At 71.3% G+C, this 21,340-nt stretch carries 21 protein-coding genes and 1 pseudogene; 8 read left to right on the top strand and 14 right to left on the bottom strand.

What is annotated here, in order from left to right; translation table 11 throughout:
- A partial coding sequence (locus tag EBH09_RS00595; RefSeq protein ID WP_121746156.1) for a PAS domain-containing protein occupies positions 1-188 on the bottom strand: 188 nt, incomplete at its 3' end.
- Between the two features lie 514 nt (positions 189-702).
- On the opposite strand from EBH09_RS00595, the pseudogene EBH09_RS39905 reads away from it, so the two are divergent.
- From EBH09_RS39905 to EBH09_RS00570, 4 genes and pseudogenes are all read left to right on the top strand, one after another.
- A pseudogene (locus tag EBH09_RS39905) lies at positions 703-859 on the top strand (cation transporter); the annotation flags it as partial.
- Positions 860-1,048: 189 nt separating this feature from the next.
- A complete protein-coding gene (locus EBH09_RS00585) occupies positions 1,049-1,714 on the top strand; it encodes a metalloregulator ArsR/SmtB family transcription factor (RefSeq protein ID WP_121745124.1) in 666 nt (221 codons plus the stop codon).
- Positions 1,715-2,169: 455 nt separating this feature from the next.
- Complete coding sequence (locus tag EBH09_RS39775) at positions 2,170-2,292, top strand: hypothetical protein (protein WP_274595120.1); 123 nt, start codon at positions 2,170-2,172, stop codon at positions 2,290-2,292.
- Positions 2,293-2,409: 117 nt separating this feature from the next.
- On the top strand, positions 2,410-3,675 hold the full coding sequence (locus tag EBH09_RS00570) for an MFS transporter (protein ID WP_121745123.1): 1,266 nt from the start codon (positions 2,410-2,412) through the stop codon (positions 3,673-3,675).
- Between the two features lie 201 nt (positions 3,676-3,876).
- Here EBH09_RS00570 and EBH09_RS00560 read toward each other — a convergent pair whose 3' ends face one another.
- Positions 3,877-4,947, bottom strand: a complete 1,071-nt coding sequence (locus EBH09_RS00560) for a methyltransferase domain-containing protein (RefSeq protein WP_121745122.1) — start codon at positions 4,945-4,947, stop codon at positions 3,877-3,879.
- Between the two features lie 459 nt (positions 4,948-5,406).
- Here EBH09_RS00560 and EBH09_RS00555 point away from each other — a divergent pair, with 459 nt between their 5' ends.
- The gene (locus tag EBH09_RS00555) at positions 5,407-5,772 is read left to right on the top strand and encodes a hypothetical protein (RefSeq protein WP_121745121.1); all 366 of its coding nucleotides are present in this window, start codon (positions 5,407-5,409) and stop codon (positions 5,770-5,772) included.
- Positions 5,773-6,064: 292 nt separating this feature from the next.
- On the opposite strand, the gene EBH09_RS00550 is transcribed toward EBH09_RS00555, so the two are convergent.
- A complete protein-coding gene (locus EBH09_RS00550) occupies positions 6,065-6,658 on the bottom strand; it encodes a TetR/AcrR family transcriptional regulator (RefSeq protein WP_121745120.1) in 594 nt (197 codons plus the stop codon).
- A 135-nt stretch (positions 6,659-6,793) separates the two neighbouring features.
- Here EBH09_RS00550 and EBH09_RS00545 point away from each other — a divergent pair, with 135 nt between their 5' ends.
- Entirely contained in the window at positions 6,794-7,441 is a 648-nt protein-coding gene (locus EBH09_RS00545; RefSeq protein ID WP_121745119.1) for a peroxiredoxin-like family protein, read from the top strand.
- Positions 7,442-7,801: 360 nt separating this feature from the next.
- On the opposite strand, the gene EBH09_RS00540 is transcribed toward EBH09_RS00545, so the two are convergent.
- The 5 genes from EBH09_RS00540 to EBH09_RS00520 form a co-directional block, all read right to left on the bottom strand.
- On the bottom strand, positions 7,802-9,025 hold the full coding sequence (locus EBH09_RS00540; RefSeq protein WP_121745118.1) for an MFS transporter: 1,224 nt from the start codon (positions 9,023-9,025) through the stop codon (positions 7,802-7,804).
- Positions 9,026-9,091: 66 nt separating this feature from the next.
- Positions 9,092-9,502 (bottom strand): MerR family transcriptional regulator, encoded by a 411-nt coding sequence (locus EBH09_RS00535; protein ID WP_121745117.1) that lies wholly within the window; start codon positions 9,500-9,502, stop codon positions 9,092-9,094.
- Between the two features lie 200 nt (positions 9,503-9,702).
- Positions 9,703-10,563: an RICIN domain-containing protein gene (locus EBH09_RS00530; RefSeq protein WP_121745116.1), complete on the bottom strand. Its 861-nt coding sequence runs from the start codon at positions 10,561-10,563 to the stop codon at positions 9,703-9,705.
- A 336-nt stretch (positions 10,564-10,899) separates the two neighbouring features.
- Complete coding sequence (locus tag EBH09_RS00525; RefSeq protein WP_153182571.1) at positions 10,900-11,163, bottom strand: hypothetical protein; 264 nt, start codon at positions 11,161-11,163, stop codon at positions 10,900-10,902.
- 232 nt (positions 11,164-11,395) lie between these two features.
- A complete protein-coding gene (locus EBH09_RS00520) occupies positions 11,396-12,310 on the bottom strand; it encodes a dihydrodipicolinate synthase family protein (RefSeq protein ID WP_121745114.1) in 915 nt (304 codons plus the stop codon).
- Positions 12,311-12,381: 71 nt separating this feature from the next.
- Here EBH09_RS00520 and EBH09_RS00515 point away from each other — a divergent pair, with 71 nt between their 5' ends.
- Entirely contained in the window at positions 12,382-13,335 is a 954-nt protein-coding gene (locus EBH09_RS00515; RefSeq protein WP_121745113.1) for a LysR family transcriptional regulator, read from the top strand.
- Between the two features lie 487 nt (positions 13,336-13,822).
- On the opposite strand, the gene EBH09_RS00510 is transcribed toward EBH09_RS00515, so the two are convergent.
- From EBH09_RS00510 to EBH09_RS00485, 6 genes are read right to left on the bottom strand one after another with little or no spacing between them, the layout of a single operon-like run.
- Complete coding sequence (locus EBH09_RS00510) at positions 13,823-15,052, bottom strand: beta-ketoacyl-[acyl-carrier-protein] synthase family protein (protein ID WP_121745112.1); 1,230 nt, start codon at positions 15,050-15,052, stop codon at positions 13,823-13,825.
- Entirely contained in the window at positions 15,049-15,309 is a 261-nt protein-coding gene (locus EBH09_RS00505) for an acyl carrier protein (RefSeq protein WP_121745111.1), read from the bottom strand. The genes EBH09_RS00510 and EBH09_RS00505 overlap by 4 nt, the downstream gene beginning before the upstream one ends.
- Positions 15,273-16,313, bottom strand: coding sequence for an NAD-dependent epimerase/dehydratase family protein (locus EBH09_RS00500; protein ID WP_193776043.1), 1,041 nt, complete (start codon positions 16,311-16,313; stop codon positions 15,273-15,275). Before EBH09_RS00500 ends, EBH09_RS00505 begins: the two co-directional genes overlap by 37 nt.
- Positions 16,310-17,887, bottom strand: coding sequence for an AMP-binding protein (locus tag EBH09_RS00495; RefSeq protein ID WP_121745110.1), 1,578 nt, complete (start codon positions 17,885-17,887; stop codon positions 16,310-16,312). The genes EBH09_RS00500 and EBH09_RS00495 overlap by 4 nt, the downstream gene beginning before the upstream one ends.
- Positions 17,884-18,825 (bottom strand): alpha/beta fold hydrolase, encoded by a 942-nt coding sequence (locus EBH09_RS00490; protein ID WP_238697111.1) that lies wholly within the window; start codon positions 18,823-18,825, stop codon positions 17,884-17,886. Before EBH09_RS00490 ends, EBH09_RS00495 begins: the two co-directional genes overlap by 4 nt.
- Positions 18,822-19,850 (bottom strand): 3-oxoacyl-[acyl-carrier-protein] synthase III C-terminal domain-containing protein, encoded by a 1,029-nt coding sequence (locus tag EBH09_RS00485; RefSeq protein WP_121745108.1) that lies wholly within the window; start codon positions 19,848-19,850, stop codon positions 18,822-18,824. Before EBH09_RS00485 ends, EBH09_RS00490 begins: the two co-directional genes overlap by 4 nt.
- A gap of 157 nt (positions 19,851-20,007) precedes the next feature.
- Here EBH09_RS00485 and EBH09_RS38345 point away from each other — a divergent pair.
- The coding region (locus tag EBH09_RS38345; protein ID WP_238697110.1) for a polyketide synthase at positions 20,008-21,340 on the top strand (1,333 nt) is incomplete at its 3' end.

Here is a 21,340-nt window from a genome sequence, read left to right as displayed (position 1 = left end):
GGTCCAGGTGGCAGGAGCGTGGTGAGGGGCCGGCCGACGATTTCCTGCGGCTGGTAACCGAGCAGCCGCTCCGCCGCGGGGCTCCAGCCGATGACCGTGCCCTGGGCGTCGACGACCACCGTGGCCGCCCGGGTGACGTCGAGAGGGCCACGGAAGTCCGCACTTCGGTCCGTGTTCCATGCAGTCATGGCGCCACACCAGCCCCGTTCGTCCTCTACAGAATCCGCCGTCCCCTGGGAAGGCACAACCGCAGTGCCCCCGCCCCACACGGAAGCCCGGTGTCGCTACCGGCGGAAACGGCTCACCGCCGCCCGTGCGACCAGCGCGGCGACGCGAGAACGGCTTCCGTGCTCAGGCCGGTCGGGCGGGGGAGCGAGTGGGCGTCTCGCCTCCGATGCCGACGATGCCGCTCACGCTGCTCCACCACCGACACCGTGACGCGTCCGATCATTTCGTGGCCCTGGAGGGTTCGGTTGCGGTGGCCGACCGGGATACCGCGATGTGGCCGCCGACGAAGTCGGTGATGCCGCGTTCGGGACGGCCGAGGAGGCCGGGGCTGCGTAGAACTGCGCGCACTGCCTCCCTGTTGCTCTCCGGGGCGCGCGGGCCGTTCGGGGTGGAGTAGCCAGACGTCCTGCACGCCCGTATGGGCGGTGGCAGCACAGTACGGTGCGGGACACCCTCGCCTCTCCGGCGCTGGTCTGGGCCGACCCCATCACCGCCCCGGTCATCGCCGCCATGGCCGTCAAGGAAGGCCGCGACGCCTGGCAAGGCAGGGGCTGTCGCGCTCCCGCGTCCGCGGTAGCGCCCCCCGTCGGCCGCAGCCGAAGCAGGAACCCGCGGCTGCTGTCCCGGCTGAGGCTGCCGCAACTGACATTTCTCACAGGCAGCGGTCCCCGGGGTGGTGCCGAGGTCCGCCGCACGTTCGAGATCACGCGCCTACCGCACTGCTCCGAAGCCGGAACAGGCCCCCACCGGCGGTTGCAGGGAGAAGTAGCCGACGTACCCCTCCACCAGTTACATTAATCCATGGAATTGTGGAGGATTGATGGCAGAGAACACCAAGGCGCAGCTCTACGACGCGTTCGCGGTCAGCGGCAAGGCACTGGCCAGTGGGAAGAGGCTGGAACTGCTCGATCTCCTCGCCCAGGGCGAGCGCACTGTGGATGCGCTGGCGAAAGCAGCCGGCCTGAATCTGACCACGGCATCAGCGCACCTGCAGACCCTCAAGCAGGCCGGGTTCGTCGCCACTCGCCGTGAAGGCGTACGGATCCACTACCGGCTCGCCGGCGACGACGTCGCCCAGCTGTTCGCGCTGCTGCGCAAGGTGGCCGAGACGCACCAGCCGTCCGTTCCCGTAGCCCGCGACGCCTACCTCGGGGAAGACTGGGCACAGGAGATCACCCGCGAAGAGCTGGCGGCCCGTGTCCGGTCCGGTGAGGCAGTGGTGCTGGATGTGCGGCCGATGGAGGAATACCTCGCCGGGCACATTCCCGGCGCCCTCTCCATCCCGGTGGCGGAACTGGCCGGTCGGATCGACGAACTGCCCGAGAACGTGGAGATCGTCGTCTACTGCCGCGGCGAGTACTGCGCACTCGCCTACGACGCCGTTCGGCTGCTGACGGACCGTGGGCGACGCGCGATTCGTCTGAACGACGGCATGCTCGAGTGGCGGTTGTCCGAGATGCCTGTCGACGCCGGGCAGCTCGTGTGATCGCCGGGACGCCGGACGTTCATACGGGGCCGGCCGACGGCCCGGTGTATCTGGACCACGACGCCACCACCCCGGTCGCCCGCGCGTCGCCGGACTCCTCCTCCCGGCATCGCTGGTCGGCGCGTTCATCGAGGACACGGGGGCTGGTGTCGGTGATGGCGGCGAACAACGAGACCGGCGCCCACCAGCCGATCACGGAGCTCGCCGCGCTCGCCCACGAGCACGGCATGCTGTTCCACCGCGACGCTGCCCGGGCGGTGGGGCCGGTCCCGACTCCCCGTGGCGCCCACCCCTACCCGGGCCTGGCCACCGGCGCACGGAACGCATCGTGGACGCGCAGATCGGCGGCGCGGCGGCGTGCTCAGCGTCGTGCTGGACGCGGATGCCGATCAGACCGTTGCGGTGGCGGATCGGCTGCGCCTGTCCGCCATTGCGCCCAGCCTCGGCGGAGTCGAGTGCTTGGTCACCCAGCCATCACCACCACCCCCACGGCCCTGGTCCCGGACGAGCGCGCCAAGCGGGGTATCGCCGACAGCATGATCCGCCTGTCGTCGGCCTCGAAGACGCCGACGACCTGATCGCCGACCTCGCCCAGGCCCTCAACGCCGACTGACGCACCAGCTCCGCGTGCGTCGTTCCGCCGCCCTGCCGAACCGGTCCGGTGCAGCACGCCGGCACCCCTGTCGAAAGAGACCATGACCAGCACCCCATCCGCCGGTACGGTGGCCCACATATCCGACCCCGCCCAGGCCCAGTACCGCATCCTGCGCGTCCTGGTCGTCTCCCAGGTCTTCAGCGGAGCGGGCCTCGCCGCGGGCGTCACCGTCGGCGCCCTCCTCGCCCAGGACATGCTCGGCTCCACGAGCCTCGCCGGACTTCCCAGCGCCCTGTTCACCGCCGGATCCGCCTTCACGGCCGTTGCCGTCGGCCGCATCTCCCAGGCCCGCGGCCGCCGCCCCGGCCTCGCCACCGGCTACCTCACCGGCGCCATCGGCTCGGCGGGCGTCATCACCGCCGCCGTCCTGGACAACCCCGTCCTGCTGTTCATCGCCCTGTTCGTCTACGGCGCCGGCACCGCCACCAACCTCCAGGCCCGCTACGCCGGAGCCGACCTCGCCGCCCCCGGCCACCGCGCCCGTGCCGTCTCCACCGTCCTGGTCGCCACCACCCTCGGCGGCGTCGCCGGCCCCAACCTCACCGCCCCCACCGGTACCTTTGCGGAAACCCTCGGCATCCCCCACCTCGCCGGGCCCTTCATCCTCTCCGGCGCCGCCTACGCACTGGCCGCCCTTGTCATCGCCCTCTGGCTGCGCCCCGATCCGCTGCTCCTTGCCCGCACCGTCGCCGAGACGAAGGACACCGAAGCCACCACCGGCACGACCGCCCCCGACGCCGTCGACACGAGCGAGGGCCGCGGAGGCGTGGTTCTGGGCGCGCTGGTCATGATCCTTACGCAGCTAGTCATGGTCGCGATCATGACGATGACGCCGGTCCATATGCACGACCACGGCCACGGCACCGCCGCCTCCGGACTCGTCATCGCCATCCACATCGGCGCCATGTACCTGCCCTCACCGCTGACAGGCTGGCTCGTCGACCGCTACGGCCGTATGAAGGTCGCCGCCGCTTCCGGCGTCACCCTCCTGGCCGCCGGTGTCCTCGCCGCGCTCGCGCCCGGCGGCTCCGTCGGGTTCCTCGCGCTCGCCCTCGCCCTGCTGGGGGTGGGCTGGAACTTCGGCCTCGTGTCCGGCACGGCCATCATCACCGACACCGTCCCGCTGGCCACCCGTGCCAAGACCCAGGGGCTGGTCGACGTCTCCATCGCCATCGCGGGCGCCACCGGCGGCATGGCCTCCGGGATCATGGTCGCCGCCACCAGCTACCCCGCCCTCGCCCTCACCGGCGGCATCCTCTCCCTCGCTCTGCTGCCCGCCGTCGCCGCCACCGCCTACCGCCGATGAGCACGTGAACCCCGGTACGCTCGCCCCGGACACCACCGTCGACGGCACCGGACTGCTCTGCGTCGCCCTCCTGCTGCGCCTGCGCAAGGAGATCGGCGGCGCCGAGCCGGGCACCATCGGTCCGCCAGTGCGTTGCGACCGACAGCGCCGTGGTCGGTGCCACGACGTCGATTGCCGACGGCGACCTCATGAGGTGCGAGCCTACGGCTTGATGGCGTACAGAACGTTGAACGGGTCCTCCGCCGTGGACCGGGCCACGCTGCTGAAACCCGCCTCGGCGCACAGACTGCGCACGACCGCCTCGGGCATACCGCACGTTCCGAGGGCGGCTCCGCCGTTCGAGAGCGACGTGGTCATGCAGTAGAAGACGCTGAGTCCGTAGAACATCGATGCAACAGGACCCACGTTGTCCTGGGAGCGGTCCTGGCAGTTGATCTCGAGCATCAGGTAGTCGCCGTCATCTTCGACTGCGGCCCTGATGGCGGCAAGGAGTCGCTTCGGCTCCGCCGAGTCGTGAATGACGTCGAAGGTGGTGACGAGGTCGTAGCGCTCGGGAAGCCCCTGGGCGGCATCGACCGTCTCGAAGGTCACGCGGTCGGCGACACCGGCCTCGGCCGCGTTCGTGCGGGCACGTTCCACCTGGACCGGGAAGTTGTCGAACCCCGTGAAACGCGAGCGGGGAAACGCCTTGGCAAGCACGATCAGGGCACGTACCGCACCGCAACCCACGTCCGCGACGTCGATTCCCCGTTCCAGCCGCTCGATGATGTGGGGGAAGGTGCCAAGCCAATCGTCGACCATCACGCTTTCGAACCAGCTGCCCGTGAAACGGCTCATGCCGTCCCACAGGATGCTCGGATAGTCGCTCTGCCGTACGCCGCCTCCCTTCCGGAACGCCTCAGCCAGTCGATCGAACGGCGCCAGGACGGCGGGCATCATCTGGTAGACGCCACCGAGGAACATGGGCCCTGATTCGTCGGCCAGGGCGGGGGCATGCTCGGCGGGGAGCGTGAAGCGGCCGGGCTCCGGTTCTTCCAGATACCCTGCGGCGGTGAGGCCCCGCAGCCACTCGCGTACGTAACGCTCGTTCAGGTCGAGTCGGTCCGCGAGCTCCCGGCTTCCTGCGGGACCGTTTGCTGCCAGCTCCTTGAACAGGCCCAGACGGTCGCCTAGATGGCACAAACCGGTGGTCAAGGCCCCGCTGAGGTCCCCGAGTGCCTTTTCCAAGAAGGCTTCGACCTTCGCCTCGTTCAATTCGCTCTGTGCCGCCATGATGACCCTCCGCAATGAGCGCGACCGCAGAGTGCGACCGGCCGGGAAAGCAAAGCACTGGGCCTCTCCCTTGCGTTACCGCCACGACGGGAGGAGACATTCGGGCCGGATCACCTCACCCGATCCGAGCAAGGACGTGCGGGGGCCCAAGGCTCGTCCATGCCGAGCGATCCAGGGCCCATCAGTGCTGCCGGTTCTCATCGGCGTCTGCGGGGTCCAGTGATTGCTGAACCGATGGTTTCGGACAGTCCGCCGGAAGGCCCTGGCCAGGCGGCTCGGCGGAGGGCTCCGGCGCGGCCCGCGCCCAGCGCGTACGCGGCCCACAGGGACTCGTGGCTCGCGGGAGCGCTCATGGCCACCGTTGATCCACGGCCTCGACCGTCCTTGTGCCGGTCACCTGGTCGGCAGCGTGGAAGGGGCACAGGATGGAAGGGGGGAGGAAGAGAGGAGTGGTTGGCGATGACCGCAACGACGCGCGGTGAGGCCCCGGTGGTGATCGAAGGCGGCGGTGTGGAGCTGCGTATGAGGGACGTCGGCGGAAACATGACCGCAGCCTTTGCCCACTTCCCCAAGGGCGCCGACATGGGGCCGGTCTGCAAAGGGCTGCCGGACGACCTGTGCCAGTGCCCGCACTGGGGATACGTTCTCAAGGGCAGCCTGAGGATGCGGACGCGGCACGGCGAGGAGATATACGAGGAGGGGCAGGCCTTCTACTGGCCCCCCGGTCACGCCCCGGAGGCGCTGGAGGACTGCGAGTACGTGGACTTCTCGCCGACAAAGGAGTTTCACGACGTCGTCGAGCACATCAAGGTCCAGATGGGCTGATCTCGGTCGAGGTGAATGATCTCGACGTCCTTCTTCGCGCACCTGTCATGCCCATCCGAGTCGTCCTGCGGATGCGGATGCGGATGCGGATGCGGATGCGCCTCGCCGCGGGCCTCGGCGCAACCGACGCCGAACCGGTACGGCTCGCCGAGAACGCCATATGGAGTCTCGTCCTTGGCTTGGCCGGGTACGGGAACATGGTGCTCACCGCTGCGGGCGGCGGCGCCGCTTCCATCGGGCGCTCTCCGCGCCGGCCGGGCGCGGCCACGCGAGGTGAGTCCTCCCGCCGGTCTCAGCCCGGGGCCCGGAGCGAGTCGAGAGCCGCATCGACGGTACGGCGCAGGGAACGTGCGTCGCCGCCTGCCCGCGATCGCACGTTCACCCCGTACGCGAGCAGCGCGAGCAGTTCGGCCCCCGAGGCTGGATCGGCAGCATCCGTCAACTGCCCTTCCCGCCTTGCTGTCTCGAGCGCAGAACGCAGCGCGTGGCACAGCTCTTGGTGGTGCCGGTCGAGGACGGCTCGCACCTCCTGGTCGTTGCTCTCCGCGCCCGCGTGCGCGTTGGACACCAGGCAGCCCCAGCGCGCGTGCTCTCCTGACGTACGCGCACTGATCAGGCCGCGAAAGAAGTCCGCGATCGCGGGCAGCCCTCGCTCGTCCTCCGCGAGTTGCTGGAAGACGGGCTGTGATCGGACCGTCACGTAGCGGTTCAGGGCAGCGAGGTAGAGCTGCTGCTTGCCGCCGTACGTGGAGTACAGGCTGGAGCGATTGAGCCCCGTGGCGTTCACGACGTCCTGTACGCCGGTGGCCGCCACGCCCTGCTTCCAGAACAGGCGGACCACGGTCTCCAGGGTCGCGTCCGGATCGAAGTGCTTGATGTCCGCCATGCTTCACCTCACCTCACCAAATGTTGGAACAACGGTTCCAAGATACCGTTCCAGCCCGCTATCTTGAAACGCACGTTTCAAGATAGCGAGGCCGGCTTCTCACGCCTGCCCCCGTACGGGAAGGACACCGTCCTCATGACCCTCAACGCAGAACTGCGAACCTTCTACCGAACCCGCCAGCAGCAGATCCCCGCCGAGATTCGGGAGATCATGCAGCGGGCCGGCGCCGAACTCGCCGCGTCCGGCCAGGCCGACCGTGCGCTCGCCACCGGTGCGCAGGCCCCGCGCTTCACGCTGCCCTCCGTGACGGGCGAGCCGGTCGCCCTCGACCGGCTCCTCGCCCAGGGCCCGGTCGTGCTCACCTTCTACCGTGGCGCCTGGTGCCCGTACTGCAACCTTGCGCTGCGGTCCCTGCAGCAGCACCACGCCGACATCACCGACCGCGGCGCCCGGCTCGTCGCCGTATCACCGCAGATACCCGACGCATCACTGTCCCTGACCGAGAAGCACGCCCTGGACTTCACCGTCCTCAGCGACGTCGGCTCCGAAACTGCCAAGGCGTACGGTCTCGCCTTCGACCTGCCCGACGACCTCGCCGCCGTCTACGAGAAGCTCGGTTTCGACCTGCACCGTGTCAACGGCGGCCACCCGCGCACCCTCCCGCTCCCCGCGACATACGTCATCGACCAAGACGGCACCGTCCGCTGGGCGTTCGCCGACACCGACTACACCAGGCGAGCCGAACCGGCTGACATCATCACCGCCCTCGACGCCCTGCGTTAGGCGGTCCGAGAGATGACACTGTGCGGGATGGCGATGTCAGAGAGCCGAACCAGGTTCACCGGGGCCGCCGCGGATCCGCGCGACGCGGCCGGGCCGGTCTGGCATCCTGGCCGGCACGTTGACGCCCTGAGGGCAAGCGGCCGACGGCGCAGACCGGGCGGCCCGACGGACGGCTCGCCCTTCCACTGGCCGGGCGGCCCGATGCCAGAGCTCCGGTGGAGCGGCAGTACTGCCCCTTTCCGGGTTTGCGCCCGTACCTCGGGAGAGTCGTACACATGGAGTTCCGGGTCCCTGGCCGCAGCCGGGCCCGGCCTGCGGAGTGTCCGCCCCCGTCCCATGACCGGACTTCGGCCCGTTCCGTCATGGCCCGTGGCTCCAGGCGCTCGCCGCCCGTGAGTCGAGCTGCTTTCCCAGCACACCGTGCGCGTGTCTCGATGAGGGAGCCAAGAGGAAAGCAAGCGCCATCAGCGTGGCGGCGGCCAAGGGAACGCAGGTGACGCCAAGTGTCCCCACGACCGCCCCGCCCAGAGCGGCGGCGACGCCCGTGCCGAGGTAGAGCGCGGAGATGTTCAGCGACAGCGCCGTCATCCCGGCAGAAGGACCGGCGGCAGCCAAGATGCTGCCCTGCACCGGCGGGGTAAGGGCCCAGGCGAAGAAGGCCCAACAGGCAATCACCGCAGCCAGAACGCATCGATCGCCGAGGCCGCTCGAAACGAGCCCGGCGGCCAGAGCGAGCGCGATGGCGTGGCCCGCGAGGACCCGGCGCAGGCTTCGCTGCGGGCCCCAGGCATCTGATGCTCGCCCCGACAACAGGGCTCCGGTGAGGCCGGCGGCACCGACGAGGAACAGCACGAACGACAGCAGGCCGTACGAGCCGCCGGCGACCTCGGATGTGTACGGCCCGAGGTAGGTGTAGAACATCAGGCCGCCGCTCGCCGCCAGGAATGTCACGGCCACCAGGCGGAGTACAGCACGATTGCGAAGGGGAGCCAGGCGTTCTCGCAGCGGAGCCACCGCGCCGCCGGGAACCGGCGGCGCGGTGGCCAGCAGGCCCCCGGCCGCGACCGCCCCGACCGCGGCGATCGTCCAGAACGTCGCGCGCCACCCGAAGGCCCCGCCCAGCCACGAACCCAACGGCACTCCACTGAACAGCGCGGCGGTCATCCCGGCCGTCACGACGCCCAGATACCGGCCCTGCGCCCCATCCGGGGCGCCGGCCGCTGCCGTGGCGAACGCCGCCGAGGCCACCGCCGCCGCACACAAGGCAGCCGCCACACGCGCACCCATCAGGAACCAGTAGCCCGGGGCGAGTGCTGCCGCCGCGTTGGCCAGGACGAACAGCAAGAGACCGACGACCAGCACCGTCCGCTTCGCGAAGCGTTCGCAGACCACGGACAACGTGGGTGCGCCGACGGCGTAGACCACGGCGAACACGGTCACCAGTTGGCCGGCGGCGGCAACGCTCACCTCCAGATCGTCGGCGACGGCGGGCAGCACGCCGGCGATGACGAACTCGTCGGTGGCCGTAGCCAGCAGGGTCAGGAACAGGATGCACAGCCAGCCCGGCAGGGCAGCTCTTTTCATCGGTCTACTACCTCCGTGGAACGCGGAACGTGCGTCGCACGCTAGGTAGTGACACCGGTGTCAACGTCAAGCGCTGGAGCGCAGCAGCTGCGCGAAGCCTGCCGTGTCCGACGCTTCGGCCCGCAGGTGGGCGATGCGCTCCACGAGTTCGGTCCGGTGCCGTTGGAGTTCTGCTGCCTTGGCCTCCACGATGGCCAGGCGCTGCTCGTACATGGTGAGGACTTCGTCGGGGCTGCTGTTGCAGGCCAGGAATTCCTCGGTCTTCATGTCCAGACAGGGCGCCACCACACGGATGTCCTCCGCCGTGAGCCCGGCTCCGAGCAGTTCCCGAACGTTCAGGACCCGGTTGACCGCTCGCGTGTCGTACTCCCGCCAGCCCTTGCTCGTCCGTGCCGCTTCCAGCAGGCCCTGCTGCTCGTAATAGCGAATCGAGCGGCGGCTTGCGCCAGTGCGCTCGGACAGTTCTCCGATCTGCATGACCCCTCCTCGTACGTCGGACCCACGGTACGTGGGCCCCGCAACCCCCGGAGGTGGCCGTTCGCAGGCATTCGGCCGCTCCAGCCAGGTTGTGCCGCAGGCCAAAGGGGTGTGAAGGGCGAGGGCCCGACGAGCCGGCAGTCGGCCGCCGCCCCTCCCCGCCGCTCGGAAACGGTGCGGGGACGGCGGCCACCGTCAGGTCAGGCGGGGGTGAACCGCTTCCAGGCCTGGGCGCCGGTGCCGTTGCACTCGTGGATCTGGACCCGGACCCCGTTGGTGAAGTCCGCGTAGGGCACGTCAAGGCACTTGCCGGACTGGGGGTTGGTGAAGGCGACCGGGGTGGGCTGGTCGTAGCGCCACTGCTGGGCGCCGGTGCCGTTGCACATGTAGATCTGCACCTTGGTGCCGTTGGCGGTCCCCCCGTCGGCCACGTCCAGGCACTTGCCGGAGTTCGGGTTCACCAAGGTGCCCTCGGGCGTGGTCTCCCAGATCTGGCCCAGGGAGCCGTTGCAGTCCCACAACTGCACTGGCGTGGCGTTCTCCTTGGCGGCGCCGCCCACATCCAGGCAGTGTGCGCCGCCATCGGGGCTGTAGGTGAACCGGGTGGGCGTGGCCCCCGGGCCGGTCACGGTGAACGTGCACCATGCGGACCAGGCGGACGGGCCGTCGGGGCCCTCGGCGCGGATCCGCCACTGGTAGTCACCCGCGGTGAAGGTGCTGGTGGGGAGCTGGACGTCCCACCCGTGGCCGAGTGGCCCGGTGCTGACCGGGATCGTCCGGAACGGCTGCTCGCCCAGGCGCGCGAGTTCCAGCGTCCCGCCCAGGTCGGGCTGGGGGTCCAGGCCCTTGACCGAGGCGGCGAACAGTGGTCCGAACGTATTGGCCGTGCTGAACGTCGGCTGCGGCTGACGGCCACAGAGCTGGAAGCCCGCGTAGGGGCCGTCGGAGATCCGCAGCGTCTCGGGCACATCGGTCGTCGTGGCCGCCGACGCGGCTGCAGGAACGCCAAGGAAGGCGGCCAGGCTCAGAGCCGCCGCCACCATGGAACGTATCCCTCTCATGGTCACTCCATCGAAAGATCAAATATTCGGCTGGTGAGAAGTCCATACCGTGGAACACCTGTGTGTCAGCTGTGGCGGCGCCCGTGTAAGAGTTCCGTCATTTCTACGGGCCAGTGCTCTGCCGCTCGGCCATGCCCTCCAGCACCTCGTCGGTGATGGTGGGGATGGTCTGCCGGGAAACGTCGGCGCCCCAGACCTCAGCACACCGACACAGCAGCCTTCGCGGGCTCACCACCCTCGGGCACAGGCACGTTCTCACTGGTCAGCGATGCCTCTTGATCCGGACGGTCCGGACTCATCGTGTGGGCAGGGCGAGTGCTTGCCGTTCCTGGGGAGTCAGCACACGCGCCCGTACCGACAGAGAAGTGCCGCGCCAGTCGACTGTGGCGTGCGGTTCACGCAGTCGTGGGCGACCATGGCGGCGAGGTCGCCACGGTCACGGATCACGATGGCTTCCGCCAGCGAGGCTGCGGCCACGGGCTGGCGCTGAGATCCTTGCGGGTCCACCTGGCGCAGGGCCCATTCCTCGCCGTCGAGCGCGAAGTACGACCAGACGTCGTTCTCGCCGTCGCGGGCGCGGATCCACAGCATCACGCTCACGTGATCTCTTGGTGAGGAGAAGGCGCGTTCGGCGAGGCGCACCAGGGGCCGACCGCTTCCCGTTGACGCATGCGGAAGGTACGTCCTCCGCGTCCCTCCCCAGGGCTGATCCACAGAGCGGTCTCGAGCATGGCCCGGGCTGGCCCCCTGGGGGAGTGTGGGGGCGCGAGAGCAGGTGAACCCCGTCGGCCTGCACCGAGGTTCACCGGGTTCCCCGGGCCACGGGCTCGTGTCAGGCCGCAGCCCGTTGGGGCCTGGCGGCGGCCAGGTCCACGGCTCGCCGGACCGAGTCGGCGGAGGCGGCCAGCAGCGGCAGCCGGACGGCCGGGCTGGGGATACGGCCCTGGGCGTGCAACACCCCTTTGAGTACGGTCGGGTTCGGCTCGGCGAAGAGCGTGGCCGACAGCCGGGCCAGCTCGGCTCCCAGCTTGCGGGCCGGTCCGGTGGCGTCGCGCTGCCACAGCGAGATGAGCTCGGCGTAGTCAGTGGTGCGGACATTGGCCGACGCCAGGATGCCGCCGTGGGCGCCGGCCGCGAGCAGCGGCGAGATGACGGCGTCGTCGCCGCCGAGCACCGCGAAGCCCGGAGCCGACGAGCCGAGCAGTTCCATCGCGGCTGCGTCGATCACACCGGTCGCGTACTTGACCCCGACGACCTGCGGCAGGCGCCTGAGCGCGTTGAGCGTGCTGGTGCCGAGGGCCTGGCCGGTGCGGTACGGGATGTCGTAGACGACCAGCGGCAGACCTCCGTGTTCGGCGAGTGCCGTGAAGTGCGCCAGTGTTCCCGCCTCGCCGGGCCGGGTGTAGGGCGGCGCGGGAACCAGCGCCGCGGCGACGTCACCGCTCTGAGCGAGCTCCCGCAGTGTCGTGATGGCGGCGGCGGTGTCGTTCGTGCCGACGCCGACGATCAGCGGAGCTCCGTGTGCCCGGCAGGCGGCCGAGCAGACACGGACCACGGCCCGCTTCTCCTCGGTGGTCAGTGTGGCCGCCTCCGCGGTGGTGCCCAGGGCGACGAGTCCGTGAGCTCCGCCGGCCGACAGCGCCTCGTCGGCGAGGCGGGCGAGCGCGTCCGGGGCGAGGCGCAGGTCGTCGGTGAACGGGGTCACCAAGGGGACGAACAGGCCGGTGAGGTTCGCTTCGGGCTTCATACGACCAGCCTGACCGACGGCAACCCAGTAGATCCAGTTCATGTTCCTTCGCTTATGCGTAAGCTCGCCTTATGCTCGATGTCCGACGTCTCCATCTGCTGCGCGAACTGGACCGACGCGGCACCATCGCGGCCGTTGCCGAGGCGCTGACCTTCACGGCCTCGGCTGTCTCCCAGCAGCTGAGCGTGCTTGAGCGCGAGGCGGGCGTACCCCTGCTGGAACGAAGTGGCAGACGGGTGGTGCTCACCCCCGCGGGCCGCACCCTCGTCACCCACGCCGATGCCGTCCTCGAACGCCTCGAACTGGCGGTCTCCGAGCTGGCCGGGGCACGCGAGGGTATCGGCGGGCCGCTGCGGATCGGGACGTTTCCCTCCGGCGGCCCCGCGATCGTGCCCGGCACGCTGGCCGAACTGGCACAGCGGCACCCCGCGCTGGAACCGATGGTGCAGGAGATCGACTCGGCGCGGGTCTCCGACGGCCTGCGCGCCGGTGAACTCGACGTGGCCCTCGTCCACGACTACGACTTCGTGCCCGCGTCCCCGGACACCACGGTCGACCAGGTGCCGCTATTGGAGGAGCCGATGTACCTGGCCACGGGCGCTGCCACCGACACCGATCCCGCGACAGGTCCCGCCGCCCGCGGTGACACGCTGGCGGAACTGCTCGGGCCATGGGCCACGGCCCCATGGATCACGGCCCGGGACGGCACGACCGGCCACGCGATGGCTGTACGCGCCTGTCAGGCGGCCGGCTTCCAGCCGCGCATCCGCCATCAGGTCAACGATTTCCGTACGGTTCTGGCACTGGCCGCCATCGGGCAAGGCGCCGGATTCGTACCGGAAATGGCCACCACGCGCGCTCCCGAGGACGTGGTCCTGACCCGGCTGCCCCTCTTCCGCCGCTCGAAGGTCGCCTTCCGCGCGGGCGGCGGCACCCACCCGGCGATCGCAGCATTCGTGGCGGCGGCACGAACAGCGGTGAACGCCACCGGCCGTGCCTCCTCACTGATCGCATCAGGGAGCTGAGTCGCGGGTCTCGTGCTGGGCGATCATGGTCGGCAGGGTGCCCGGAGTAGGTGCCGCTCCTCTTCCTGACACGCCGGCTCCCGGACCCAGGTCAGGCTCGCCCGCGGTTCGGCCGCGAGGTCGCGGGCAGGCCGGCACGCCCCGGGATCAGCGCATCCTCGTACCTGGGCCCCGGAGTCCGGACAGCCGCTTCAGCGCCCTGTCGTGGACGCCCTCCGCCAACGGCCGCCCCTGGCTCTCGGACGCATGACGGACAGGGGTTCCAGGCGGCCCTCCAGCAGTACGCCGACCGGGTCGTCCGGCGGGGAACCCGACCCCGAGGGCCTGGCGCGGGAGGCCGCCGCCTTGATGCGGGAGCGACGCGTCATCGGGTGGTTCCAGGGGGTCCTACCGACCGGGATCCCCTGCCTGATCAACACCTCGTTCAACGTCACCGGCGCACCCCTCGTCTGCCCGCCCAGCCGTTCCTGGCCGGCCGCCGACCCGGTCAGGAGGCTCTGGCCAGAGCAAGGACGACGTTGTGTCCGCCGAAGCCGAAGGAGTGGCTGACGGCGATACGGACGTCCTGCCGGCGGGGCTCCTTGGTGACGCAGTCGATGTCGAACCCGGGAGCCGGGGCGTTCAGGTTCGCGACCGGGGGCACCGTGCCGTGCTGGAGGGTGAGCACGGTCAGTGCCGCCTCCACGGCGCCCGCCGCGCCCAGGCTGTGGCCGAGCACGCCCTTGGGCGCGGTGACACTCGGGCGGTGCGGCAGCACCCGGGCGATCAGGGCCGACTCGGCGGCGTCGTTGGCCGGTGTGGAGGTGCCGTGGGCGTTGACGTGGTCGACGTCGTGCGGAGCCAGACCCGCGTCCGCCAGGGCGGTGCACAGGGCCGCCTCCGCGCCCCGGCCGTCCGGGGCGGGCGCGGTGGGGTGGTGGGCGTCCGAGGTGCTGCCGCAGCCCACCAGCAGGGCGCGGACGCGGGCACCACGGGTGGCCGCGTGCGCGAGCCGCTCCAGTACGAGGACGCCGGCGCCCTCCGCCATGACGAAGCCGTCACGGTCGGCGTCGAAGGGCCGGGACGCGCCGGTGACCGCGTCGGTGCGCCGGGACAGCGCGCCGGCGCGCCAGAAGCCCGTGGTGGTCAGCGGGGTGACGGCGGCTTCGGTGGCTCCGGCCACCGCGACGTCGCACCGGCCGGCGGCGAGGAGGTCGCGGGCGACGGCGACGGCGGTGGCGCCGGAGGCGCAGGCGGTGGCCGGGGCGAGGCCGGGGCCGCGGGCCCCGAGGTCGATGGAGACCTCTCCGGCCGCCATGTTCGGGATGATCTGAGGGATGGTGAGCGCGGAGACCATGTCGGCGCCCCGTTCAGCCAGCCGCCTGGCCTGTTCCTCGCGCACCGCGTCCGCTCCCAGCCCGCAGCCGATGACGATGGCGACCCGGTCGCCGTCCCACGTCCGGGCGTCGAGGCCGGCGTCGTGCACCGCCTCGCGTGCGGCGAGTACGGCCAGCACGGCGTTGCGTGACATGCGCCAGGCGGTGCGGCCGACGCGCCGGTCCAGGTCGTCGCGGCACAGCGGGACACGGCAGGAGAAGTCCACGGGAAGGCCGGCCAGCGCCGGATCGTGCGCGGCTGCGGTGCCCGCACCGCGGCGGACCGTGTCCCAGGTGGTGCCGGCGTCCTCCCCTGCGGGGGTGATCAGGCCGAGGCCGGTGACGGCGACGGGCTCGGTCACGAGGAGGCCACCGCCCCGGTGTCACCCGCGCGCAACGTGTCGAGGTGGGCGACGACCTGCGCGACGGTCGTGCTCCGGGAGGCGTACGCGCTGTCGATCTTCACCCCGAAGCGCTCGTGCACGATGAGCACCAGCTCCGTCAGGGCCAGTGAGTCCAGGTCCAGTTGCTCCAGCGTGAGGTCGGGCCGGATCTCGTCCTCGGGGATGCGGAAGGCGCTGCTCAGGATGGAGCGGAAGGTGTCGTAGGTGTCCGGCACGGTGTCTCCTCGCTGTCGTTCGGGGTGGAGAGGGTGAGCTCCGCGATACCGTCGTCGAATCCGACCGGCGGTGCGAAGCCCAGGTCGCGGCGGGCCGCGGTGAGGTCGAAGTAGTGCGGATGCAGCAACTCCGCGACCAGGAAGCGGCTCAGGGCGTGGGTGCGGGTACTGCGTGCCGCGCGCAGGAGCGCCTCGCCGACCGCGGCCCCGGCGGTGGCGAGCCGGGGCGGTACGGCACACCAGCGGGCGTCGATGCCGGCGGCCCGCAGGAAGTGCCGGGTGATCTCGCGCAGCGGACGCGGGTCGCCCTGGCCGATGAAGTAGGCGCGGCCGCCCGCCGCCTCCGGCGACTGCCGCAGGCTGTCCAGGGCGAGCAGATGGGCGTGGGCGGCGGTACGGACATGGGTGGTGTCGACGAGGTTGCCGCCGTCACCTGGCATCAGCAGGCGGCCGGCTCGCACGGTGCGTGCGAGAGCGGGGGCGAAATGGGGGTCGCCGGGCCCCCAGATGATGTGCGGGCGCAGCGAGACGGTGGCCAGCTCCGGGCCGTGGGCCGCCAGTACCAGGGCCTCGGCGCGGGCCTTGGTCGCGGGATAGGCGGCCAGGTGACGGGGAGCGATGGGAATGCTCTCCGTGACGCCCTCCAGGCCGCCGGGCCGGAAGACGACGCTGGCGGTCGAGGTGTAGAGGAGCGTGCGCACGCCGTGGGCGCGGCACTGCGCGATCACATGGCGGGTGCCGACGACATTGGTGGCCCAGTAGGGCCCCGGGGGGCCGCTGACACCGGCCAGGGCGGCGTTGTGGACGACGGCGTCGCACCCGGCGACGGCACGGGAGACCGCGGCGGCATCGGCGAGGTCGCCCAGGTGCTGGTGGACACCCAGTCGTTCCAGCGCCCTGCTCGGGTGCCGGTTGAGGGAGGAGGCGACGTCGCCGCGTGCGCTCAGCCGACGGCAGATCTCCAGACCCAGGAAGCCGCTTCCTCCGGTGACCAGTACCTTCAACGAGTCCTCCCGCGCAGGCGCCTGGCGGCCCAGCCGGCCAGTCGCATGCGGTCGATCTTGGAGTTGTGCCGAGGGTCGGTGGGGAAGGCGGTACGGACCAGCACGGCGCCGACGCGGTGCCCGTCCGGGTGGTCCTTCAGAACGGCGCGGACAGCCTCCAGGGCGGAGGCGCGGGGGGTGGAGGGCAGGGGCTCCACGCAGAGCACGGGCAGTTGGCACACGGCCGTGCCTACGCCGACGAGGGCGGTGCGCCGGATGCCGGGGGCGGTGTCCGCCGCGGCCTCGATGTCCTCGGTGGTCAGGGTGAAACCGGTTCCGGTGATCAGGTGGGTCTGACGTCCCAGGAACCACAGCCGGCCCTCGCCGTCGAGCCGGCCCAGGTCCCCGGTGCGGTGCAGCACACCATGGTCGGTCTCGCTCTTGGTGAAGGCGTCGGCGTCGGGACGCGCGTGGTAGGCGGGGCTGACGGTGGGACCGGCGACGGCGATCTCACCGAGCCCGGTGGCGTCGACGTCCAGGATCCGCGCGCGGATGCCGGGCAGTGGCCGCCCCAGGCAGGTGCCCGAGTGCCCGGCGGGCGGCGCGGTGCGCGAAGCCCGCAGGTCGTGGTCACCGATCGCGGACACGGGCAGGCACTCCGTGGCGCCGTACACGCTGAGGATCTCGGCGTCGCCCGGCACGGCCTTGCGCAGGGCGTCGGCGAGACCTGTGCGCAGCGGGGCGCCGAAGGACAGGATCTGCCGGACCGAGGGCAGGGTGACGCCGTGGCGGGCGCAGTGACGGGCGATCAGGGTGAGGACGGCGGGGGAGGCCAGGACGATGCTCGCCCGGTGTTCCCGAAGGGGCCCGACGACTTCCTTCGGCGAGGTGCGGGCCGGGGCCAGGTGGTTCACCGCCGGGGCGACGGTGGCCAGACCCAGCAGCGGACCGAGCAGCGCGACCGGGAGGAAACCGGCGAGGAGCACGTCGTCGGGCCGGGGGGCCATCAGTGTCGCCAGAGCGTCGAGCTGCCCGGCCAGGGTGGAGTGGCGGTACTCCGCGCCCTTCGGTCGCCCCGTGGAGCCGGACGTGAAGGCGATGAGGGCCGGTTCGTCGCCGTCGGGCTCACGCATCTGCGGGAGCGAGGTCCCGTCGGCCGGTGTCCTGGTGACCAGTCGCCGTCCCACGGGGAGCGGCGCGGATCCGGTGACCAGGGCGGTCCGGACGTGGGGGCGGCCCCACCCCAGCGCCCTGCGCCCCAGGTGGGCCAGCGGCTCCCCGATGAAGACGTCCGGGGTGATGTCCTGAAGGCAGCGGCCCACCTCGGCGCGCGGTTCGATCAGCACGGGGACGGCGCCGAGAAGGACCAGTGCGTACGAGACGGCGGTGAGATCGTGGGCGTCGCGGGTCATCACGACGGCCTTGTGGCCGGGCCGGACTCCCGCGTCGCGCAGGTCCTGGGCGATGTGGCGGCAATGGCGCACCAGCTCGCCGCGACGGGTCGTCCGCGAGGTTCCCCCACTGCTTTCCACGAGGGCGATGGCATCGGGCCGCTCGGCCAGGCGCACGGCGATGTCCGCGGTGGTCGTGGTCATGGGGCTCCCTGGAGGAAGTCACGGATACGGTCGCCCAGTTCGGCCGCGGCGTCCTCCATGACGAAGTGCCCGGCGCCTGGGAATCGGTGGATGACGGCTTGCGGGTACCGGCGCGCCCACTCCTGAAGCAGGTCCGGAGTGAACACGGGATCGCGCATGCCCCACCCGACGAACAGGGGCAGGTCCGCCAAGCCGACCCCGGCGCCGGGGCGTTCGAGCAGATGCCACGCGGGGTCCGCGGGGCCGCGGGGGATCGCGCGCACGGCATCGGTGACCGCCCGGCGCTCCGCGCGGCGGGCGTAGGGCCGTAGGTAGGCCCGCCGCTCGGCCGGGAGCAGCGGGTGGTGGACTCCGGCCCGTACGGCGACGCGGGCGAAGGCGTTGGTGGCGTGGACGAACGCGGCGACGGGCCGGTGGTCACGGATCCAGCGCAGGTAGAACGGCAGCCGGAAGCCGTCCGGGAAGGGGAAGGCCACGGTGTTGCAGACGACCAGCCGGTCCACGACGCCCGGGTTGCGCAGCGCCCAGGCGCATCCGAGCGGGCCGCCCCAGTCGTGCAGGACGAACGTCCAGCCCCGCTCGGGCAGGCCTTCGTTCCGCACCAGGTGACGGTGGAGGCCGTCGAGGCCTTCCAGCTGAGCCTCGTAGGGGTCGGGCACCCCGTCCGCCGGCCGCAGGTGCCGGGACAGCCCGAAGCCCGGCAGGTCGGGGGCCAGGCAGCGGGCGTGCGGGGCGAGCCGGTGCAGCAGCTTGCGCCAGACGTAGCTCCACGACGGGTTGCCGTGCAGGAACAGCACCGGTCGGCCGGAGCCGAGGTCGAGGTAGTGCTGGCCGGTGACCGGCACCCGCCGCCAGTGCCGGGGCGCGGGGTAGCCCGGCATCAGCCGTTCCACTGCGGCCGAGTCCGGCGCCGGGATGTGCCCGGCTCGCGCGGTCACCACCGGACGAGCGCCAGACCGAAGCTGAAACCACTGGCCAGACCGATCATCGCCACCAGATCCCCGCTCTCGATGCGGTCGGCCTCCCGCGCCTTGGCCAGTTGCAGGGGAAGGGAGGCGGCCGCGCAGTTCCCGTGCTCGGCCACCGCGGGCATGCACCGGTCCTCGGGCAGGGAGAAGGTGTCGATCACCTCGCGGTACTGCGGCATGGCGATCTGGTGGAAGGCGATGAAGGAGAAGGCGCCGGCCTGCGCGGCCCGGAGTTCGTCCCCGGCGGTGTCCATGATCCTGGGGAGCACGTCGAGCGCGCTCTGCCGCAGGTCCCCGTTCAGGCGCAGGGTGGTGTGGTCGTCGTGGACGGAGAGGTGGTGCATGCTTCCGCCGCCGGCCACCGTGCAGGCCTCCCAGGCGGGGGAGTTGCTGACGAACCGGAGGGACAGGATGCCGGGGTCGCCGTCACCCGCGGGGCCGGCGGTGAGCACCATCGCGGCACCGGCGTCGGAGGCCGTGTAGCCGGGCAGGGCCCTGAGCAGGTCCTCTCGGTGGGGGAGGTGCCAGCGGGTGGCCAGGGTGGAGGGTTCACCACAGGCGATGAGGACCGTGCCGTAGCGGCCGGTCTCGATGAACGACGCGGCCACCTCCATGCCGTTGAGGAAGCTGTTGCAGGCGTTCTTGATGTCGAACACCGGGCAGGAGGCGCCCAGTTTGGTGGCCACGAGGTGGGCGGTGGCGGGTTCGATCAGGTCCTGCGAAGTTGAGGCGAACAGCAGCAGGTCCACGTCGCGGATCTTCAGGCCGGCTTCGTCGAGCGCGCTGCGGGCGGCCGCCACGGCGAGGTCGGAGGCGTTCTCGCCGTCCTCGTGGACATGGACCCCGCGTACACCGGTGAGATCCTCCAGCAGACCGGGCGGCGGGGCGTAGCCACCCGTCTCGGTGATCTTGACGCGGGTTTCGTCCAAGGTCCGGTAACGGGACGGAAGATGAGCGGAGACGGCGGCGATACGGGCACGGATGGCTTCGGGCACCGGGTCACCGTAGCCGGTGCGAAACCGTCATGGCGTATCTGTAATGACATTCACTACAACGAGTGCTGTGTCCCGGATTCTTCCACCCCGTGCCCGCTTCGTCCTCTTCAATCCGCACGAAGGCCAGTGATCGGCGTGAAGGGGCGGAGACTTGGCGATGCAGCAGCTTGAACGGGCCGTGGCGGTGGTGGGCGTGGGGTGCCGGCTTCCCGGAGGCATCACCGACCTGGAGGGTCTGTGGGCCGTGCTGCGCGACGGGCGCGACATGGTCGGCGAGATGCCCGCCGGCCGGCTGCCCCGCGACCGGACCGTCGACCCGGGAGGCGTGCGGCCGGGCCGCAGCTACACCGCAGCCGGCGGCTTTCTCGAGGACGTCGCCTCGTTCGACGCCGCCTACTTCGGCATGTCGCCCGCGGAGGCCCGGCACACCGACCCGCAGCAGCGGCTGCTGCTGGAGATGGCCGCCGAGGCGCTGGACGACGCCGCCATCCCCGCCGAGTCACTGGCCGGATCGGACACCTGCGTGTACGTGGGCGTCTCCGACCCCGGATACGGCGTGAACCTGTCCATGATGCAGGACCACACGAGCCCGCACACCATGCCCGGCGCCACCCTGTCCATCACGGCGAACCGGCTGTCGTACGCCTTCGACCTGCGCGGGCCGAGCATGGCCGTGGACACGGCCTGCTCCTCCGCCCTGGTCGCCCTGGACCGGGCCTGCCGCACGCTGCGCGAGGGCCCGGGCCGCGTCGCCCTGGTCGGCGGCGTCAACGTGCTGTCCAACCCCTACTCCTTCGCCGGATTCTCCTACGCGGGCATGCTGTCGCGCCGCGGCCGCTGCGCGGCGTTCTCCGCCGACGCCGACGGGTTCGTCCGCGCGGAGGGCGGCGCGGTGCTCGTCCTCAAGCGCCTCACGGACGCGGTGGCGGACGGCGACCGCGTCCACGCCGTACTGGCCGCCACCGGCAACAACACCGACGGCCGCAGCACCGGAATGATCGTGCCCAGCGCCGAGACCCAGGAGGCGCTGCTCCACACGGTCTACGCGGAGGCCGGGATCGACGCGGACGACCTGGTGTACGTCGAGGCCCACGGCACCGGCACCCAGGCCGGTGACCCGGCGGAGGCCGAGGCCATCGGCCGGGCCCTGGGCCGGCGCCGCAGCCGCGGACCCCTGCCGATCGGCTCGGTGAAGACGAACATCGGCCACCTGGAACCCGCCGCCGGAATGGCCGGCCTGCTCAAGGCGATCCTGGTCCTGCGCCACCGGCTGGTACCGGCGTCCCTGCACGCCCTTCCCCTCAACCCCCGCATCGACTTCGACGGCCTGGGACTGGCCCCCGCCGTCGACCCCGTCCCGCTGGAGCCGGGGCAGAGGGCGGCCGTCGGTGTGAGCGCCTTCGGCTTCGGCGGAGCCAACGCCCACGCCGTCGTCGTCCAGCCGCCCACCGCCCGGCGGCCCGAGCCGAACCCGGTGCCGGACGGGCGCC

The organism is Streptomyces sp. E2N166 (genome assembly GCF_003671715.1).
Lineage (GTDB): Bacteria > Actinomycetota > Actinomycetes > Streptomycetales > Streptomycetaceae > Streptomyces > Streptomyces thinghirensis.
The sequence above is the reverse complement of the archived record's forward strand: the minus strand, read 5'-3'. Positions and strand labels throughout refer to the sequence as shown.

Coding starts and splice junctions, on each gene's coding strand:
- EBH09_RS00535 (WP_121745117.1), bottom strand. CDS start 9,502: ATGCAGATCGGAGAACTGTCCGAGCGCACTGGCGCAAGCCGCCGCTCG.
- EBH09_RS00530 (WP_121745116.1), bottom strand. CDS start 10,563: ATGAGAGGGATACGTTCCATGGTGGCGGCGGCTCTGAGCCTGGCCGCC.
- EBH09_RS00515 (WP_121745113.1), top strand. CDS start 12,382: ATGCTCGATGTCCGACGTCTCCATCTGCTGCGCGAACTGGACCGACGC.
- EBH09_RS00560 (WP_121745122.1), bottom strand. CDS start 4,947: ATGGCGGCACAGAGCGAATTGAACGAGGCGAAGGTCGAAGCCTTCTTG.
- EBH09_RS00495 (WP_121745110.1), bottom strand. CDS start 17,887: ATGACCACGACCACCGCGGACATCGCCGTGCGCCTGGCCGAGCGGCCC.
- EBH09_RS00520 (WP_121745114.1), bottom strand. CDS start 12,310: ATGAAGCCCGAAGCGAACCTCACCGGCCTGTTCGTCCCCTTGGTGACC.
- EBH09_RS00570 (WP_121745123.1), top strand. CDS start 2,410: ATGACCAGCACCCCATCCGCCGGTACGGTGGCCCACATATCCGACCCC.
- EBH09_RS00555 (WP_121745121.1), top strand. CDS start 5,407: ATGACCGCAACGACGCGCGGTGAGGCCCCGGTGGTGATCGAAGGCGGC.
- EBH09_RS00585 (WP_121745124.1), top strand. CDS start 1,049: ATGGCAGAGAACACCAAGGCGCAGCTCTACGACGCGTTCGCGGTCAGC.
- EBH09_RS00545 (WP_121745119.1), top strand. CDS start 6,794: ATGACCCTCAACGCAGAACTGCGAACCTTCTACCGAACCCGCCAGCAG.
- EBH09_RS00540 (WP_121745118.1), bottom strand. CDS start 9,025: ATGAAAAGAGCTGCCCTGCCGGGCTGGCTGTGCATCCTGTTCCTGACC.
- EBH09_RS00550 (WP_121745120.1), bottom strand. CDS start 6,658: ATGGCGGACATCAAGCACTTCGATCCGGACGCGACCCTGGAGACCGTG.